The organism is Pseudomonas sp. Pf153 (assembly GCF_001269775.1).
Lineage (GTDB): Bacteria > Pseudomonadota > Gammaproteobacteria > Pseudomonadales > Pseudomonadaceae > Aquipseudomonas > Aquipseudomonas uvaldensis.
In genome coordinates, this window is record NZ_LHVL01000018.1 from 434,002 (window position 1) to 451,976 (window position 17,975).

Consider the following 17,975-nt stretch of genomic DNA (forward strand, 5'->3'; position numbering starts at 1 on the left):
AAGCGGTGTATCAGCTGTAGCGAAGTCGACTGACACTCCGCTTTCGCGAGCAAGCCCGCTCCCACAAAGGGAAGTTTTGTTGGTTCAGATGTTGATGCGCGTCGGGCTGATATCGGGTTCCTGGCTGACGCTCAAATGCCGGACGATCGCGTCCTGCAGGCGGCTGCACAGCTGCGGGTCGGACAACGGTTGGTTATGCGCATCGGTGATGAGGAACACGTCCTCCACCCGCTCGCCCAGGGTGGCGATCTTGGCGTTCTGCAACGACAGGTCGAACTCCAGGAAAATATGCCCGATCCGCGCCAGCAGGCCCGGACGGTCCGGGGCGCTGAGTTCCAGTACCGTGACCTGGCGCAGGGCGTCGTTGTGGATGGTCACTTGGGGTGCAAACGCGAAGTGCTTGAGCTGGCGTGGTACCCGGCGCTGGATGATGGTCGGATAGTCCGCCGGGTTACGCAGGGCCTCGGTGAGGCCGTCGCGAATCTGCTTGACCCGTGCCGGGTTGTCGCCGATCGAATCGCCATCGGTGTCCAGCACGATGTAGGTGTCGAGGGTGAACTGGCTGCTGGACGTGATGATCCGGGCATCGTGGATGTTGAGGTTGAGTTGGTCCATCGCGGCCACGGTCACGGCGAAGAAATCATGCTGGTCCGGGGCATAGATGAAGATTTGCGTGCCACCCTCGAACTCGCGCTGGGTGGTTTCCTTGATCAACACCAGGGGGCCGCCGTCGGCTGGCTGCTGCAGGATCGCGTCGCTGTGCCAGGCCACGTCGCCTGCGGTATGACGCAGGAAATAGTCATCGCCCAATTGCGACCAGAGCTGTTCGACATCGTCCGGGTCGGTGCCGCCGCGCACCAGGATGTCCAGGGCCGCGCTTTGGGTGCGACGGATCTGTTCTTCCCGGTCCACCGGGTTTTCCAGGCCGCGACGCAAGGCGCGCTTGGTCTCGGTGTAAAGCTGGCGCAGCAGGCTGGCACGCCAGGAATTCCACAGCGTGGGATTGGTGGCATTGATGTCGGCCACGGTGAGTACGTAAAGGTAGTCCAGGCGCGTTTCATCGCCGACGGTCTGGGCGAAGTCGTGGATTACCTGCGGGTCGGACAGGTCCTTGCGCTGGGCCGTAGTCGACATCAACAAGTGATTCTGTACCAGCCAGACGATCAGCCGGCTGTCCCAGACCGGCAGTTGATGCCGCTGGCAGAACGCCTCCGCATCCACGGCGCCGATCTCGGAGTGGTCGCCGTGACGACCTTTGCCGATGTCGTGATACAGCCCGGCCATGTAGATCAGTTCGGGCTTGGGCAGCTTGCCCATGAGCTTGCTGGCCAGCGGGAATTTCTCGGATACCGGGGTGTATTGCAGCTTACGCAGGTGCTTGATCAGGTTCAGGGTGTGGGCGTCGACCGTATAGATGTGGAACAGGTCGTGCTGCATCTGCCCGACGATGAAACCGAACTCCGGCAGATAGCGTCCCAGGATCCCGTAACGGTTCATGCGCCGCAGATTGCGGTGCACGCCGATCTTGCATTTGAACAACTCGATGAACAGGCTGGTATTGCGGATATCGTGGCGGAAGTCGTCATCGATCAGGTGACGGTTCTCCCGCAGCAGGCGGATGGTATCGGCCCGCACTCCCTTGATTTCCGGCTGCTGGGCCATGAGCACGAAAATTTCGATCATGGCGAAAGGCGTGCGGCGAAACACGTTCGCGTTGCGTGCTTCGATGTAGCCATCGTGCAACTGGAACCGGGCGTTGATGGGTTGTGGTGGCTCGGCGTCTTCCGGCGCGAGGATGACCTCCTCGAAGTGTTGGATGATCAGCTCGCTAAGCTGGGCAATGCTCATCACCACCCGGTAGTACTGCTGCATGAAGTTTTCGATGGCCTGCTTGGCATCACTTCCTTCGAAGCCCAGCAGGCCCGCGATGGAGCGCTGGTGATCGAACAGCAAGCGGTCCTCGGCGCGTCCGGCGAGCATGTGCAGGGCGTAGCGAACTTTCCACAGAAATTCCTGGGACGACGCCAGCAGGGCATTTTCGCTCTCCACCAGGAACCCTTCGCCAGCCAGGGCCCGCAGGTTCAGGGTTCCGTACTCGCGACGGGCAACCCAGAGGATGGTCTGGATATCCCGCAGTCCGCCGGGGGAGCCCTTGACGTTGGGTTCCAGGTTGTACTCGGTGTCGTTGTACTTGTGGTGGCGGGCCTTCTGCTCGGCATGCTTGGCCAGGAAAAAGTCCTTGCTGGGCCACATGTGCGCCGTGCTGGTGACGTCGAGCATGCGCTGGCGAAGGTGCTCGGGGCCAGCGATGGTGCGGCTTTCCATCAGGTTGGTGATGACCGTCAGGTCGGCACGGGCTTCATCGGCGCATTCCTGCACTGAACGCACGCTCTGGCCGACTTCCAGGCCAATGTCCCAGAGCAGCGTCAGGAAGCGCTCGATGGAGTCGCGAAAGACTTCGTGGTCGGCGCCGTCCAGCAGGATCAGCAGATCGATGTCGGAATAGGGGTGCAGTTCGCCACGACCATAGCCGCCCACCGCCACCAGGGCGATGTGGGTGTCGGGGCTCCAGTTGAACTGCTCCCAGGCCCTTTGCAGGATGTTATCGACGAACCAGGCACGGTCCTCGATCAGCCGACGGATATCCCGGCCATTGCGAAAGCGCTGGTCGAGCACTTCACGGGCCTGGCGGATCGCCTTCTTGAAGGCCGCGATGGGGCTTGCCTTCAGGGCCAGTTCAGCCTGGAACTGGCCGCGGTCGAAGAGTTCGGGATCCACCTGCGGCATCGAATGGCTTTCCTTTCTATCTATAGCTGGTGTCGGTTCAGGCGGAAACGCGAGGGATGGTGTCGTCGCTGCGCAGGGTAAAGATCTCGTACCCGGTCTCGGTGACCAGCAGGGTATGCTCCCATTGGGCCGACAGCTTGCGGTCCTTGGTGATGGCCGTCCAGCCGTCGCCCAATACCTTGGTTTCGGCACGACCCTGGTTGATCATCGGCTCGATGGTGAAGGTCATTCCCGCCTGCAGTTCCATGCCGGTGCCGGCGCGGCCGTAGTGCAGAATCTGCGGTTCCTCGTGAAAGACCTTGCCGATGCCGTGGCCACAGAATTCGCGTACCACGGAAAAACCGTTCTTCTGCGCATGCTTCTGGATCACTTCGCCGATGTCGCCCAGGCGGCAGCCCGGTTTCACCAGCTCGATGGCCATGTACATGCATTCCTGGGTGACTTTCGACAGGCGTTGGGCCCATTCCGGCACGTTGCCGACATGGAACATGCGGCTGGTGTCACCGTGATAGCCGTCTTTGATGACGGTGACGTCGATGTTCAGGGTGTCGCCATCCTTCAACGGCTTCTCGTTGGGGATGCCGTGGCAGACCACGTGGTTGATCGAGGTGCAGATCGACTTCGGAAAGCCTTTGTAGTTGAGCGGCGCGGGGATGGCTTTCTGCTCGTTGACGATGTAGTCGTGGCAGATGCGGTCCAGTTCTTCGGTGGTGACGCCGGGCTTGACGTAGTCGGCGATCATTTCCAGCACGTCGGCGGCGAGTTTGCCCGCGACACGCATTTTCGCGATGTCCTCGGGGGTCTTGAGGGTGACGGTCATACAGGCTCTCTCTGCGCCCGGCGGCGCTGTTCGAAACGAAATGGGCGGCGGATGATGATCCGGGCGGCCCTTAAAGACGCGATTCTAACAGACGATCGGGGCAAAGCGCTCCCGACCTGGCGCTCTGTGGTGAGTGGATTGAGTAAGCAAAGCTTGCTCCCTTCATCCCCTAGCCACAGGTTTTCAGAATCCGGGTTTCGTTTTCGCCCTTGCTGTGGTATAAAATGCGCCGCTTTCCGGGGATGACCCCGCAAGCTTAAATCCACACACGTGTCGACACGATGACCTGGGTGCCTTCGGCTTATATAAGTCGCTGGTTGGTCATTGGGATACGTGGAGGCCAAACCCGACTTATCAAGGAACTATCATGTCCCAAGTCAACATGCGCGATATGCTGAAGGCCGGTGTGCACTTCGGCCACCAGACCCGTTACTGGAACCCGAAAATGGGCAAGTACATTTTCGGCGCGCGTAACAAGATCCACATCATCAACCTTGAAAAAACCCTGCCGATGTTCAACGAAGCACTGACCTTCGTAGAGCGCCTGGCCCAGGGCAAAAACAAGATTCTGTTCGTCGGCACCAAGCGTTCCGCTGGCAAGATCGTTGCTGAAGAAGCAGCACGTTGCGGTTCGCCGTACGTCGATCACCGCTGGTTGGGCGGCATGCTGACCAACTTCAAGACCATCCGCGCTTCCATCAAGCGTCTGCGTGATCTCGAAGTCCAATCCGAAGACGGCACTTTCGCCAAGCTGACCAAGAAAGAAGCGCTGATGCGCACTCGCGATCTTGAGAAGCTGGACCGCTCCCTGGGCGGTATCAAGGATATGGGCGGTCTGCCTGACGCACTGTTCGTGATCGACGTTGATCACGAGCGCATCGCGATCACCGAAGCCAACAAGCTGGGTATCCCGGTCATCGGCGTTGTCGACACCAACAGCAGCCCGGAAGGTGTTGACTACATCATCCCAGGCAACGATGACGCCATCCGCGCCATCCAGCTGTACATGGGTTCGATGGCTGACGCTGTTATCCGTGGTCGCAACAACGTTAATGGCGGCACCGAAGTCTTCGCTGAAGAAGCTCCGGCAGCAGCCGCTGAGTAATCGACGCCCCTGGCGTTGACTCAGTAAGCAAAAAGGGGGCTTGGCCCCCTTTTTGCCACCTCGAAAACCATTTGTCGCCGGCACCGCTACCTGTTTGTAACCTGCCGCGGTTTATAAGCAATGGTTTTCAGGAAGAATTGATCGCCCGTTCGGTCGGGTGGAATGGTTGAAAACCTATCCAAGAGGATTTTGAAATGGCAGAGATTACTGCAGCGTTGGTCAAAGAACTGCGCGAGCGTACCGGCGAAGGCATGATGGATTGCAAGAAAGCCTTGACCAAGGCTGGCGGCGACATCGAGAAAGCCATTGATGACATGCGTGCTTCGGGCGCCATCAAGGCTGCCAAGAAAGCCGGCAACGTTGCCGCTGAAGGCGCCATCGCCATCAAGGACGACGGCAAGGCCGCCGTTCTGCTGGAAGTGAACTCCCAGACCGACTTCCTGGCTCTGCAGGACGACTTCAAGGCATTCGTCGCTGCCAGCGTTGAAAAAGCTTTCGCTGACAAGCTGACCGATGCTGCTCCGCTGATCGAAGCTCAGGAACAAGCGCGTCTGGTTCTGGTTGGCAAGACCGGCGAGAACGTCAACATCCGTCGTCTGGTTCGCGTTGAAGGTGACGTGGTCGGTACTTACCTGCACGGCAACAAGATCGGCGTGGCTGTCGTCCTCAAGGGCGGCGACACCGAGCTGGCGAAAGAAATCGCCATGCACGTAGCAGCGACCAACCCTGAATTCCTGCTGCCTTCGGACGTTTCGGCCGAAGCGATCGAGCGTGAAAAAGCGGTTTTCCTGCAGCTGAACGAAGAGAAGCTCAAAGGCAAGCCTGCTGACATCGCCGAGAAAATGGTGGCTGGCCGTATCTCCAAGTTCCTGGCCGAAGCCAGCCTGGTTGAGCAGGCTTTCGTCAAGAACCCGGAAATCAAGGTGGGTGACCTGGCGAAGAAAGCCGGCGCTGAAATCGTATCCTTTACCTACTTCAAAGTAGGCGAAGGCATCGAGAAGCCGGTCGACAACTTCGCTGAAGAAGTTGCCGCCCAGGTGGCTGCTGCCGCCAAGCAATAAGACAGGTTTTTACAACTGTCGCCCAGAAGAGGCTGCCCGCTCACGCGCGCAGCCTCTTTTTGGATGAGGACGCCGATTTATATTGGTTTCCTGTCGGAACTGGCTTACAAAGCCGTGTTCCGATGACGCTGTGTCAGCGTCAAGCTAGGCTGAAGGCAGGCTGCAAACAGCTTGCAAAGAATTTTTGAAAATACGCCGCAGGAGAGATTCGCAATGGCTCAGCAGGGCAGTGGTTATCAGGCTCGCTATAAACGCATTCTACTCAAGCTTAGCGGCGAGGCCCTGATGGGCTCGGAAGAGTTCGGGATCGATCCGAAAGTGCTGGATCGCATGGCCCTGGAAGTCGGCCAACTGGTCGGGATCGGTGTCCAGGTCGGCCTGGTCATCGGCGGCGGCAACCTGTTCCGTGGCGCGGCCCTGAGCGCGGCTGGCATGGATCGGGTCACGGGCGACCACATGGGCATGTTGGCCACTGTGATGAATGCCCTGGCTATGCGTGACGCGCTGGAGCGTGCCAATATCTCGGCCATCGTGATGTCGGCCATTTCCATGGTTGGCGTGACCGATCACTATGATCGCCGCAAAGCCATGCGCCACCTCAACTCCAAGGAAGTGGTGATTTTTGCTGCCGGTACCGGCAATCCGTTCTTCACCACGGATTCGGCCGCCTGCCTGCGAGCGATCGAGATCGATGCCGATGTCGTGCTCAAGGCGACCAAGGTCGACGGCGTCTATACCGCTGACCCGTTCAAGGACCCGCATGCCGAGAAGTTCGATCATCTGACCTACGATGAAGTGCTGGATCGCAAGCTGGGTGTCATGGACCTGACGGCTATTTGCCTGTGCCGCGATCACAAGATGCCGCTGCGTGTCTTTAACATGAACAAGCCCGGTGCCCTGCTGAATATCGTGCATGGCGGCGCCGAAGGAACCCTGATCGAGGAAGTTCAACAATGATCAATGAAATCAAGAAAGACGCCGAACAGCGCATGCAGAAGTCCCTGGAGTCTCTGGCGCACAACTTCGGTCGTATCCGCACCGGCCAGGCGCACCCGAGCATTCTCGAGGGCGTGATGGTGCCTTACTACGGTACCGACACCCCGATCAAGCAAGTGGCCAACATCACGGTCAAGGACGCCCGCACCCTGCAGGTCGTGGCCTTCGAGCGCAACATGCTCGCTGCGGTCGACAAGGCCATCGGCAGTGCCGGTCTGAACCTGAACCCGACCAACCTGGGTGAGTTGCTGCTGATTTCCATGCCGGCCCTGACCGAAGAAACCCGCAAGGGCTTCACCAAGCAGGCCCGCGATGTGGCTGAAGAGGCTCGTGTCGCCGTGCGCAACATCCGCCGCGATGCCAACAGTTCGCTCAAGGACCTGGTCAAGGAAAAGGAAATCAGCGAGGACGAAGAGCGCCGCGCCGCGGGCGAGATCGACGACCTGACCAAGAAGTATGTGGCTAAGATCGATGCGGATTTGGCGCAGAAAGAAAAAGACCTGATGGCCGTATAAGGGTCTCGTTTTCATGGAAAAGACCAAGCAGGCCGGGTCGTTCGCGGTGCCGCGCCATGTGGCGATCATCATGGACGGCAATAACCGTTGGGCCAAGAAACGCTTCATGCCCGGTGTCGCCGGGCATAAGGCGGGGGTCGATGCGGTTCGCGCGGTCATCGAGGTGTGCGCGGAGGCCGGGGTTGAAGTGCTGACCCTGTTCGCGTTCTCCAGTGAAAACTGGCAGCGTCCGGCCGATGAGGTCAGCGCCTTGATGGAACTGTTCCTCAAGGCCTTGCGCCGTGAGGCCAAGCGCCTCAACGAGAACAGCATCAGTCTGCGCATCATCGGTGATCGCTCGCGCTTTCATCCGGAGTTGCAGGCCGCGATGCGCGAAGCCGAGGCAGCGACAGCCGGTGCCGACCGCTTTGTCCTGCAGATCGCCGCTAACTATGGCGGCCAGTGGGACATTGCCCAGGCTGCCCAGCGGTTGGCGCGCGAAGTCCAGGCCGGACATCTGCGGCCGGAAGACATCACGCCCGATCTGCTGCAAACGTGCCTGGCCACGGGCGACCTGCCATTGCCGGACCTGTGCATCCGCACGGGGGGCGAGCACCGCATCAGCAATTTCCTCCTCTGGCAGCTGGCTTACGCCGAGCTGTACTTCTCCGACCTTTTCTGGCCGGACTTCAAACACGAAGCCATGCGCATTGCGTTGGCCGATTTCGCTTCCCGTCAGCGTCGTTTCGGTAAAACGAGCGAGCAGATCGAAGCTGGAGCCCGGGTTTAATGCTCAAACAACGAATCATCACAGCCCTGATCCTGTTGCCCATCGCTCTGGGTGGTTTCTTCCTGCTCGAAGGGGCTGGCTTTGCCCTGTTCATCGGCCTGGTCGTGACATTGGGAGCATGGGAGTGGGCCCGGCTGGCGGGTTTCGCCGCGCAGTCTGCGCGCATGACCTATGCGGCGGCCGTGGCGGCCATGCTATTCGTCATGTACGTGGTGCCGGGCATCGCGCCCTGGGTGCTGGGCGCGTCGGTGCTGTGGTGGGCCACTGCAACGTTCCTGGTACTGACCTATCCTCGGACCACCCATCACTGGGCCAACGCGGCGACCAAGCTGACCATCGGCCTCTTGATCCTGCTGCCGGCCTGGCAAGGGCTGATCTGGATCAAGCAGGGTCCGTTGGGCAACTGGCAGATCATGGCTGTGATGGTGCTGGTCTGGGGCGCCGACGTCGGTGCTTATTTTTCCGGCAAGGCGTTCGGCAAACGCAAGCTTGCGCCGAAGGTCAGTCCCGGCAAGAGCTGGGAAGGCGTCTACGGTGGCCTGGCCCTGAGCCTGGTGATTACGACCGTGGTCGGTGTCGTGCGCGAATGGACGGCTGGACAGCTGCTGATCGGCCTGTTCGGCGCCGCGCTGATCGTATTCGTATCGGTGGTCGGCGACCTGACCGAAAGCATGTTCAAGCGCCAATCCGGGATCAAGGACAGCAGTAACCTGTTGCCAGGCCACGGCGGTGTGCTGGATCGCATTGACAGCCTGACGGCTGCGATCCCGATCTTTGCCGTGCTGCTGTGGATGGCCGCGCCGTGAGTCGCCCTCAACAGATCACTGTACTGGGTGCCACCGGTTCGATCGGTCTTAGCACGCTGGACGTCATTGGCCGGCATCCAGAGCGTTATCAGGTCTTCGCCTTGAGTGGCTTCACCCGGCTGAGCGAATTGCTGGCCTTGTGCATACGCCATGCCCCGCGATTCGCGGTGGTGCCGGAGGCCGGCGTGGCGCGGGCGTTGCAGGACGACCTGCGCGCGGCCGGCCTGCAGACCCAGGTGCTGGTCGGGGAGGAAGGGCTGTGCGAGGTGGCCTCCGATCCTGAGGTCGATGCGGTGATGGCGGCGATTGTCGGTGCGGCTGGCCTGCGTCCCACGCTGGCGGCGGTGAAGGCGGGCAAGAAGATCCTGCTCGCCAACAAGGAAGCGCTGGTCATGTCCGGCGCGCTGTTCATGCAGGCCGTCGGGAAAAGTGGTTCGGTGCTGCTGCCGATCGACAGTGAGCACAATGCGATCTTTCAATGCATGCCGCAGGATTTTTCCCGCGGCCTGGGGGCGGTGGGGGTCCGGCGAATTTTGCTGACGGCGTCCGGCGGTCCGTTCCGGCAGACACCCCTGGCGGAACTGGAGCATGTCTCGCCTGAGCAGGCCTGTGCTCATCCGAACTGGTCCATGGGGCGCAAGATTTCCGTGGATTCGGCCAGCATGATGAACAAAGGGCTGGAACTGATCGAAGCCTGCTGGCTGTTTGATGCCAAGCCGTCCCAGGTCGAGGTGGTGATCCATCCCCAGAGCGTGATTCATTCCCTTGTGGATTATGTGGACGGTTCGGTGCTGGCCCAGTTGGGCAACCCGGACATGCGTACCCCCATCGCCAATGCGCTGGCCTGGCCGGAGCGGATCGATTCGGGCGTGGCGCCGCTGGACCTGTTCGCCATCGCTCGCCTGGATTTCCAGGCGCCCGACGAGCAGCGCTTCCCTTGCCTGCGCCTGGCCCGACAGGCCGCCGAGGCAGGGGACAGCGCACCGGCCATGCTGAACGCGGCCAATGAAGTGGCGGTAGCCGCGTTTCTCGATGGGCGTGTCCGTTACCTCGAGATCGCGAGTATCATCGAAGAGGTCTTGAACCTCGAGGCTGTGGTTCGCCTCGATGATCTCGACGCGGTATTCACTGTCGACGCCAAGGCTCGCGAGCTGGCGGGCCAATGGCTGAAGCGCTACGGGCGTTGAGGTTGCGATACGTTAGCCAGGTCAGCCCTGGACTGGATTGCGGAGAAAGCAGATGAGCGCGCTCTATATGATTGTCGGCACCCTGGTTGCACTGGGCGTGCTGGTCACTTTTCACGAATTCGGTCATTTCTGGGTCGCGCGTCGCTGTGGCGTGAAGGTGCTGCGTTTTTCAGTCGGCTTTGGCATGCCGTTGCTGCGTTGGCATGACAAGACGGGTACCGAGTTCGTTGTGGCGGCTATCCCGTTGGGCGGTTACGTAAAAATGCTCGACGAGCGCGAGGGTGAGGTGCCTGCCGATCAGGTCGACCAATCCTTCAATCGCAAGACCGTCCGTCAGCGTATCGCCATCGTGGCGGCGGGTCCGATCGCCAATTTCCTGCTGGCGCTGGTGTTTTTCTGGGCGCTGGCCATGTTGGGTAGTGAGCAGGTGCGGCCGGTCATCGGCGCGGTCGAGGCCGGCAGCGTGGCGGCGCGCGCGGGGCTGAACGCGGGACAGGAGATCGTGGCGATCGATGGCGAGCCGACTTCCGGCTGGGCTGCCGTCAATCTGCAGCTGGTTCGTCGCCTGGGCGAGAGCGGTTCGATGCAGCTCACGGTGCGTGAGCAAGGTTCGACAACAGATTCCCCTCGGGAGCTGGTTCTGGATAACTGGCTCAAGGGCGCCGATGAGCCGGACCCGATCCGCTCCCTGGGCATTCGCCCCTGGCGCCCGGCGCTGCCGCCGATCCTGGCCGAGCTCGATCCCAAAGGTCCGGCCCAGGCCGCGGGCCTCAAGACCGGTGATCGCCTGCTGGCCCTCGACGGACAACCGGTCAGCGACTGGCAGCAGGTGGTCGATGCGGTTCGTGTACGTCCTGATACCAGAATTGTGCTGCGCGTCGAGCGCGACGGTGTTCCAATCGACGTCCCGGTCGCCCTGGCTGCCCGTGGCGAGAGCAAGGCGCCGAGCGGCTACCTGGGGGCGGGTGTCAAGGCCGTCGAGTGGCCACCGGAAATGATCCGCGAGGTCAGTTTCGGGCCTGTCGCGGCGATTGGCGAGGGTGCGCGTCGTACCTGGACCATGAGTGTCCTGACCCTCGATTCGCTGAAGAAAATGTTGTTCGGTGAGCTCTCGGTAAAAAACTTGAGTGGACCGATAACCATTGCTAAAGTGGCGGGCGCTTCTGCCCAGTCGGGCGTCGCTGATTTCCTGAATTTCCTTGCTTATCTGAGCATTAGCCTGGGGGTTCTGAATTTGCTGCCTATCCCGGTACTGGATGGGGGGCATCTGCTGTTTTATCTGATCGAGTGGGCGCGTGGTCGTCCCTTGTCGGATCGGGTTCAAGGTTGGGGGATACAGATCGGTATCAGCTTGGTGGTCGGGGTGATGTTGCTTGCCCTGGTCAACGATCTGGGTCGTCTGTAACGCTTCGCTGAATTGCGAATCTGCCGCATTTTGCGGCAGTTTGTTTATTGCCAGTTGGAATAAGAAAGGACTTCATGAAACGTCTGCTGCTAACCGCGGTAATTACCGTGTTGATGATCGCCGAAGTTCACGCCGAGTCCTTCACTATCTCTGATATTCGCGTCAACGGCCTCCAGCGGGTCTCCGCGGGTAGCGTGTTTGGTGCCTTGCCGTTGAACGTCGGCGAGCAGGCGGATGATCGGCGCCTGGTGGAGTCCACTCGCGCGCTGTTCAAGACCGGCTTCTTTCAAGATATCCAGCTGGGCCGCGACGGCAATGTCCTGGTCATCACGGTGGTGGAGCGGCCTTCGGTCGCCAGTATCGAGATCGAGGGCAACAAGGCGATCTCCACCGAAGACCTGATGAAGGGCCTCAAACAATCCGGTCTGGCCGAAGGCGAGATCTTCCAGCGCGCGACCCTCGAAGGCGTCCGTAACGAACTGCAGCGCCAGTACGTCGCCCAGGGCCGCTACTCCGCCACCGTCGACACCGAAGTGGTGCCGCAGCCGCGCAACCGCGTTGGCCTCAAGGTCAATATCAACGAAGGCACCGTGGCGGCCATTCAGCACATCAACGTGGTGGGCAACACGGTTTTCCCCGACGAAGACCTGATCGACCTGTTCGAACTCAAGACCACCAACTGGTTGTCGTTCTTCAAGAACGATGACAAGTACGCCCGTGAGAAACTCTCCGGTGACCTGGAGCGCCTGCGTTCCTATTACCTGGACCGTGGCTACATCAACATGGACATCGCCTCGACCCAGGTGTCCATCACCCCGGACAAGAAGCACGTCTACATCACCGTCAACGTCAACGAAGGCGAGAAGTACACCGTTCGCGACGTCAAGCTCAGCGGTGATCTGAAGGTGCCGGAAGACCAGGTCAAGTCGCTGTTGCTGGTGCAGAAGGGCCAGGTGTTTTCGCGCAAGCTGATGACCACCACCTCCGAACTGATCACCCGTCGACTGGGTAACGAAGGCTATACCTTCGCCAACGTCAACGGCGTGCCGCAGCCGCACGACGAAGACCATACCGTCGACATCACTTTCGCCGTGGACCCGGGCAAGCGTGCCTATGTCAACCGCATCAACTTCCGTGGCAACACCAAGTCCGAGGACGAAGTGCTGCGTCGCGAAATGCGCCAGATGGAAGGTGGCTGGGCTTCGACCTACCTGATCGACCAGTCCAAGACCCGCCTGGAGCGCCTGGGCTTCTTCAAGGAAGTCAACGTCGAGACCCCGGCGGTACCGGGCGTCGATGATCAGGTCGATGTGAACTACAGCGTCGAAGAGCAGGCTTCCGGCTCGATCACCGCCAGTGTCGGTTTCGCCCAGAGCGCGGGCCTGATCCTCGGTGGCTCGATCACCCAGAACAACTTCCTGGGTACCGGTAACAAGGTCAGCATCGGCCTGACCCGCAGCGAATACCAGACCCGTTACAACTTCGGTTTCGTGGACCCCTACTGGACCGCTGACGGTGTGAGCCTGGGCTATAACGCCTTCTACCGCACCACCGACTATGACGAGCTGGACTCCGATATTTCCAGCTATGCCGTCGACAGTTACGGTGTCGGCGCCAACATCGGCTATCCGATCAGCGAGACCTCGCGCCTGACGTTCGGTCTGACTGCCCAGCAGGACAAGATCAACACCGGTCGTTACACCGTTGACGAGATCTTCGACTTCGTCAACAGGGAGGGCGACAGTTACCTGAACTTCAAGGCGTCCGCCGGCTGGTCCGAGTCGACCTTGAACAAGGGCGTGCTGGCGACCCGTGGTCATTCCCAGAGCCTGGTGCTGGAAACGACGACGCCTGGTAGTGACCTGTCGTTCTTCAAACTTGATTATCGTGGCCAGCTGTTCCAACCGCTGACCGACAACTACACCATGCGCCTGCACACCGAACTGGGCTATGGTGACGGCTACGGTTCCACTGAAGGGCTGCCATTCTACGAGAACTATTATGCAGGTGGTTTCAACTCGGTTCGTGGCTTCAAGGACAGTACCCTTGGTCCACGCAGTACTCCGAGCCGTGGCGTAGCGAGGACAGGTAACGTAGGTACCGACTTGGACCCGGACCAGGATCCACTGCCGTTCGGCGGCAATGTGCTCATTCAAGGTGGTGTCGAGGTTCTGTTCCCGATGCCGTTCGTCAAGGATCAACGCTCGTTGCGCACTTCAGTATTCTGGGACGTAGGTAACGTGTTTGATTCCAAGTGCGAAACCACGACCAACACCAATGGCAGCAAGTCCAATACTCAGTGCAACGAAGTCAGCCTCAGCAACCTGGCCAGTTCCGTGGGTGTGGGCGTGACCTGGGTCACCGCGCTCGGTCCTTTGAGCTTCGCCCTGGCGATGCCGATCAAGAAACCGGATGAAGCTGAAACCCAAGTGTTCCAATTCTCCCTCGGCCAGACGTTCTAAGCGTCTGACCCAAGATAACGACAATGGATTTTGTAGGAGTACATCGTGCGTAAGTTGACTCAATTGGTTCTCCTGGCGACCGTACTGGTCGCAGGTCCGGCATTTGCCGACATGAAGATTGCCGTGCTGAACTATCAGATGGCCTTGCTGGAATCCGATGCGGCCAAGAAGTACGCCGTGGATGCCGAGAAGAAGTTCGGCCCGCAGCTGACCAAGCTCAAGAGCCTGGAAAGCAGCGCCAAGGGCATTCAGGATCGTCTGGTAGCCGGTGGCGACAAGATGGCCCAGGGCGAGCGCGAGCGTCTGGAGCTTGAATTCAAGCAAAAGGCCCGTGACTTCCAGTTCCAGTCCAAGGAACTGAACGAAGCCAAAGCCGTGGCCGACCGTGAAATGCTCAAGCAGCTCAAGCCCAAGCTCGACAGTGCCGTGGAAGAAGTCATCAAGAAAGGTGGTTTTGACCTGGTGTTCGAGCGTGGCGCGGTGATCGATGTCAAACCTCAGTACGACATCACGCGCCAGGTTATCGAGCGCATGAATCAGCTGAAGTAATCCATGACAGCGACTATCAAGCTTGGCCAACTGGCCGAGTTCCTCGGCGCCACCCTGCGTGGCGACCCGGAGAAGGCAATCACTGGGCTGGCCACTTTGCAAGAGGCTGGCCCAGCTCAATTGAGCTTCCTGGCAAATCCCCAGTATCGAAAATACCTGGCCGACAGTCGGGCTGCCGCGCTGTTGCTCAAGGCTGCCGATGCCGAAGGATTTACCGGCGATGCCCTCATCGTGCCCGACCCGTACCTGGCCTATGCACGGATTTCCCATCTGTTCGACCCCAAGCCCAAGGCGGCTGCCGGCATTCATCCCACTGCGGTGATTGCTGCCGATGCCGTGGTGGATCCCACCGCCAGCATCGGTCCTTTCGTGGTCATCGAAAGTGGGGCGCGCATCGGTGCGGGAGTCACGCTGGGGGCTCATTGTTTCGTCGGCGCTCGCAGCGAGATCGGCGAGGGCGGCTGGCTGGCTCCCCGGGTCACCCTGTACCACGACGTACGCATCGGCAAGCGCGTGGTCATCCAGTCCGGCGCGGTGCTGGGCGGTGAAGGGTTCGGTTTTGCCAACGAAAAAGGCATCTGGCAGAAGATTGCCCAGATCGGCGGCGTGACGGTCGGCGACGACGTCGAGATTGGCGTCAACACTGCCATCGACCGTGGTGCGTTGGCCGACACGATCATCGGTAATGGCGTCAAGCTGGACAACCAGATCCAGATTGCCCACAACGTCCAGGTCGGTGATCACACCGCCATGGCGGCCTGCGTGGGGATCTCCGGCAGCACCAAAATCGGCAAGCATTGCATGCTCGCCGGCGGCGTAGGGCTGGTGGGGCATATCGAGATCTGTGACAACGTTTTCCTGACCGGGATGACCATGGTGACTCACTCGATTACCGAGCCGGGTGCTTATTCTTCCGGCACCGCCATGCAGCCGGCGGCCGAATGGCGCAAGAGCGCGGCCCGTATCCGGCAGCTCGACGACATGGCTCGACGCTTGCGACAGCTGGAAAAGCGTGTGGGGGACGTGACCCCTGACGGTAATGCTTCATCAGATGGCTGATACCATTTTCATGTCAAGTGTGCACAGCCGTTAGACTGCCTCCTTGATTTGCCAGCGGAGTGCGTGGCAACCCGCGCTCCCAATCTTTACATAGGCTTCCCCCCGAAATGATGGACATCAACGAGATTCGCGAATACCTGCCTCACCGTTACCCGTTCCTGCTGGTGGATCGGGTAGTGGAGCTGGATGTTGAGGACAAGCGCATTCGCGCCTACAAGAATGTCAGCATCAACGAGCCGTTCTTCAATGGTCACTTCCCCGCGCATCCCATCATGCCGGGCGTGTTGATCATCGAGGCGATGGCTCAGGCTGCCGGGATCCTTGGCTTCAAGATCATGGACGTAAAACCCGCCGACGGTACGCTCTACTACTTCGTAGGCTCCGACAAGCTGCGTTTCCGTCAGCCGGTCACTCCGGGCGATCAATTGATCCTCGAGGCCAAGTTCATCAGTTGCAAGCGCCAGATCTGGAAATTCGAATGCCAGGCTTCGGTCGACGGCAAGCCAGTCTGCTCCGCTGAAATCATCTGTGCGGAACGCAAACTATGAGTTTGATCGACCCTCGCGCAATCATCGACCCGACGGCCGTCCTGGCCGCCGATGTCGAGGTCGGCCCGTGGTCGATTGTCGGCGCAGGTGTGGAAATCGGCGAGGGCACGGTGATCGGGCCCCACGTAATTCTCAAGGGGCCGACCCGGATCGGCCGGCACAACCGCATCTACCAGTTTTCTTCGGTAGGCGAGGACACGCCCGATCTCAAATACAAAGGTGAGGAAACCCGCCTGGTCATCGGTGACCATAACGTGATCCGTGAAGGTGTGACGATTCACCGTGGCACCATCCAGGATCGCTCCGAAACGACCCTGGGCGACCATAACCTGATCATGGCTTATGCACACATCGGCCATGACAGCGTTATCGGCAACCATTGCATCCTGGTCAACAACACGGCGCTGGCTGGCCATGTTCATGTGGACGACTGGGCGATCCTGTCCGGCTTCACCCTGGTGCACCAGTACTGCCATATCGGCGCCCACAGTTTTTCCGGCATGGGCACCGCCATTGGCAAGGACGTTCCGGCCTACGTCACGGTATTCGGTAATCCGGCCGAAGCACGCAGCATGAACTTCGAAGGCATGCGTCGTCGCGGCTTCAGCGAAGAGGCTATTGCTGCGTTGCGTCGTGCCTACAAGGTTGTGTATCGCCAGGGGCTCACCGTCGAGCAGGCGCTGGCCGAGCTGGCCGAGGCTGCGGCCCAGCACCCTGAAGTCGCGATATTCCGCGACTCCATCCAGTCTTCGACCCGCGGCATCACCCGTTAATCATGGCTAATCTGCGTATCGCGCTGGTGGCGGGAGAGGCTTCCGGCGACATTCTGGGTGCCGGCTTGATGCGTGCACTCAAGGCGCAGCATCCGGCAGTCGAGTTTATCGGTGTCGGCGGTCCGTTGATGCAAGCCGAGGGGTTGGACTCCTATTTCCCGATGGAACGCCTCTCCGTGATGGGCTTGGTGGAGGTGCTCGGCCGCTTGCGAGAGTTGCTGGCGCGCCGCAAGGCGCTGATCAAGACCTTGATTGAAGCAAAGCCGGATGTGTTCATCGGCATCGATGCGCCGGACTTCACCCTCAATATCGAGCTCAAGTTGCGTCAGGCCGGGATCAAGACCGTGCACTATGTCAGTCCTTCGGTCTGGGCCTGGCGGCAGAAGCGTGTGCTGAAGATCCGCGAAGGTTGCGATCTGATGCTGACGTTGTTGCCGTTTGAAGCCCGGTTCTACGAGGAAAAGGGTGTGCCGGTGCGTTTTGTCGGTCACACCCTGGCCGATACCATTCCCCTGGAGGCCGACCGCAACGAGGCGCGCCAGGCGTTGGGCCTGCCTGAGGGGCCGCTGGTGGCCCTGATGCCGGGTAGCCGCGGCGGTGAGGTGAGTCGCCTGGGTGGCTTGTTCTTCGACGCCGCCGAACGGCTGCGGGCGGTGCGTCCGGGGGTGCGTTTCGTCCTGCCGTGCGCCAGTCCACAGCGCCGAGTCCAATTGGAAGCGCTGTTGGCGGGGCGCGATCTGCCGGTCACGTTGCTCGATGGTCGTTCCCATCAGGCACTAGCGGCCTGTGACGCCGTGTTGATTGCGTCCGGCACTGCTACCCTTGAAGCGTTGTTGTACAAACGCCCGATGGTGGTCGCCTATCGCCTGGCGCCGTTGACGTTCTGGATCCTCAAACGCATGGTCAAGAGCCCCTACGTTTCCTTGCCGAACCTGTTGGCCCAGCGCCTGTTGGTGCCTGAGTTGCTGCAGGACGAAGCTACGCCCGAGGCGCTGGCCAATACGCTATTACCCTTGATCGAGGATGGCGAGGAGCAGACCCGGGGCTTCGATGAAATCCACCGTACCTTGCGCCGTGATGCCTCCAATCAGGCAGCGGATGCGGTACTGACTCTGATCGGCGCAAAATCATGA

General features: G+C 60.3%; 16 protein-coding genes. 14 read left to right on the forward strand and 2 right to left on the reverse strand.

Annotated features, from left to right (window positions below):
* Positions 1-84: 84 nt before the first annotated feature.
* Positions 85-2,787 carry a [protein-PII] uridylyltransferase gene (locus tag AD666_RS14120; RefSeq protein WP_053152728.1) on the reverse strand — a complete coding sequence of 901 codons (2,703 nt, stop codon included), beginning with the start codon at positions 2,785-2,787 and terminating at the stop codon, positions 85-87.
* Between the two features lie 37 nt (positions 2,788-2,824).
* Positions 2,825-3,607, reverse strand: a complete 783-nt coding sequence (gene map / locus AD666_RS14125; protein WP_053152730.1) for a type I methionyl aminopeptidase — start codon at positions 3,605-3,607, stop codon at positions 2,825-2,827.
* Positions 3,608-3,974: 367 nt separating this feature from the next.
* On the opposite strand from map, the gene rpsB reads away from it, so the two are divergent.
* The 14 genes from rpsB (at position 3,975) to lpxB (ending at position 17,975) form a co-directional block, all read left to right on the forward strand.
* A complete protein-coding gene (rpsB, locus tag AD666_RS14130) occupies positions 3,975-4,712 on the forward strand; it encodes a 30S ribosomal protein S2 (RefSeq protein ID WP_003198231.1) in 738 nt (245 codons plus the stop codon).
* 194 nt (positions 4,713-4,906) lie between these two features.
* Positions 4,907-5,773, forward strand: coding sequence for a translation elongation factor Ts (tsf, locus tag AD666_RS14135; RefSeq protein ID WP_053152732.1), 867 nt, complete (start codon positions 4,907-4,909; stop codon positions 5,771-5,773).
* Positions 5,774-5,986: 213 nt separating this feature from the next.
* Complete coding sequence (gene pyrH, locus AD666_RS14140; protein WP_003198235.1) at positions 5,987-6,730, forward strand: UMP kinase; 744 nt, start codon at positions 5,987-5,989, stop codon at positions 6,728-6,730.
* Positions 6,727-7,284, forward strand: a complete 558-nt coding sequence (gene frr, locus AD666_RS14145; protein ID WP_053152734.1) for a ribosome recycling factor — start codon at positions 6,727-6,729, stop codon at positions 7,282-7,284. The genes pyrH and frr overlap by 4 nt, the downstream gene beginning before the upstream one ends.
* 13 nt (positions 7,285-7,297) lie before the next feature.
* Complete coding sequence (gene uppS / locus AD666_RS14150) at positions 7,298-8,053, forward strand: polyprenyl diphosphate synthase (protein WP_053152735.1); 756 nt, start codon at positions 7,298-7,300, stop codon at positions 8,051-8,053.
* Entirely contained in the window at positions 8,053-8,859 is an 807-nt protein-coding gene (locus AD666_RS14155; RefSeq protein WP_053152737.1) for a phosphatidate cytidylyltransferase, read from the forward strand. The genes uppS and AD666_RS14155 overlap by 1 nt, the downstream gene beginning before the upstream one ends.
* Positions 8,856-10,046, forward strand: coding sequence for a 1-deoxy-D-xylulose-5-phosphate reductoisomerase (gene ispC / locus AD666_RS14160; RefSeq protein WP_053152739.1), 1,191 nt, complete (start codon positions 8,856-8,858; stop codon positions 10,044-10,046). The genes AD666_RS14155 and ispC overlap by 4 nt, the downstream gene beginning before the upstream one ends.
* A gap of 52 nt (positions 10,047-10,098) precedes the next feature.
* A complete protein-coding gene (rseP, locus tag AD666_RS14165) occupies positions 10,099-11,451 on the forward strand; it encodes a sigma E protease regulator RseP (RefSeq protein ID WP_053152741.1) in 1,353 nt (450 codons plus the stop codon).
* 74 nt (positions 11,452-11,525) lie between these two features.
* Positions 11,526-13,913 (forward strand): outer membrane protein assembly factor BamA, encoded by a 2,388-nt coding sequence (bamA, locus tag AD666_RS14170; protein ID WP_053152742.1) that lies wholly within the window; start codon positions 11,526-11,528, stop codon positions 13,911-13,913.
* 45 nt (positions 13,914-13,958) lie between these two features.
* A complete protein-coding gene (locus AD666_RS14175) occupies positions 13,959-14,462 on the forward strand; it encodes an OmpH family outer membrane protein (protein ID WP_024779019.1) in 504 nt (167 codons plus the stop codon).
* 3 nt (positions 14,463-14,465) lie between these two features.
* The gene (lpxD, locus tag AD666_RS14180; RefSeq protein ID WP_053152744.1) at positions 14,466-15,521 is read left to right on the forward strand and encodes a UDP-3-O-(3-hydroxymyristoyl)glucosamine N-acyltransferase; all 1,056 of its coding nucleotides are present in this window, start codon (positions 14,466-14,468) and stop codon (positions 15,519-15,521) included.
* A 107-nt stretch (positions 15,522-15,628) separates the two neighbouring features.
* Entirely contained in the window at positions 15,629-16,069 is a 441-nt protein-coding gene (fabZ, locus tag AD666_RS14185) for a 3-hydroxyacyl-ACP dehydratase FabZ (RefSeq protein ID WP_053152746.1), read from the forward strand.
* On the forward strand, positions 16,066-16,842 hold the full coding sequence (gene lpxA, locus AD666_RS14190) for an acyl-ACP--UDP-N-acetylglucosamine O-acyltransferase (RefSeq protein WP_053152748.1): 777 nt from the start codon (positions 16,066-16,068) through the stop codon (positions 16,840-16,842). The genes fabZ and lpxA overlap by 4 nt, the downstream gene beginning before the upstream one ends.
* Positions 16,843-16,844: 2 nt before the next feature.
* Positions 16,845-17,975, forward strand: a complete 1,131-nt coding sequence (gene lpxB, locus AD666_RS14195) for a lipid-A-disaccharide synthase (protein ID WP_053152750.1) — start codon at positions 16,845-16,847, stop codon at positions 17,973-17,975.

Excerpts from the sequence above, each read along its gene's own strand:
- rpsB (WP_003198231.1), top strand. The coding sequence starts at position 3,975 with ATGTCCCAAGTCAACATGCGCGATATGCTGAAGGCCGGTGTGCACTTC.
- rseP (WP_053152741.1), top strand. The coding sequence starts at position 10,099 with ATGAGCGCGCTCTATATGATTGTCGGCACCCTGGTTGCACTGGGCGTG.
- uppS (WP_053152735.1), top strand. The coding sequence starts at position 7,298 with ATGGAAAAGACCAAGCAGGCCGGGTCGTTCGCGGTGCCGCGCCATGTG.
- frr (WP_053152734.1), top strand. The coding sequence starts at position 6,727 with ATGATCAATGAAATCAAGAAAGACGCCGAACAGCGCATGCAGAAGTCC.
- lpxD (WP_053152744.1), top strand. The coding sequence starts at position 14,466 with ATGACAGCGACTATCAAGCTTGGCCAACTGGCCGAGTTCCTCGGCGCC.
- tsf (WP_053152732.1), top strand. The coding sequence starts at position 4,907 with ATGGCAGAGATTACTGCAGCGTTGGTCAAAGAACTGCGCGAGCGTACC.
- lpxB (WP_053152750.1), top strand. The coding sequence starts at position 16,845 with ATGGCTAATCTGCGTATCGCGCTGGTGGCGGGAGAGGCTTCCGGCGAC.
- map (WP_053152730.1), bottom strand. The coding sequence starts at position 3,607 with ATGACCGTCACCCTCAAGACCCCCGAGGACATCGCGAAAATGCGTGTC.
- pyrH (WP_003198235.1), top strand. The coding sequence starts at position 5,987 with ATGGCTCAGCAGGGCAGTGGTTATCAGGCTCGCTATAAACGCATTCTA.
- lpxA (WP_053152748.1), top strand. The coding sequence starts at position 16,066 with ATGAGTTTGATCGACCCTCGCGCAATCATCGACCCGACGGCCGTCCTG.
- AD666_RS14155 (WP_053152737.1), top strand. The coding sequence starts at position 8,053 with ATGCTCAAACAACGAATCATCACAGCCCTGATCCTGTTGCCCATCGCT.
- AD666_RS14120 (WP_053152728.1), bottom strand. The coding sequence starts at position 2,787 with ATGCCGCAGGTGGATCCCGAACTCTTCGACCGCGGCCAGTTCCAGGCT.
- bamA (WP_053152742.1), top strand. The coding sequence starts at position 11,526 with ATGAAACGTCTGCTGCTAACCGCGGTAATTACCGTGTTGATGATCGCC.
- fabZ (WP_053152746.1), top strand. The coding sequence starts at position 15,629 with ATGATGGACATCAACGAGATTCGCGAATACCTGCCTCACCGTTACCCG.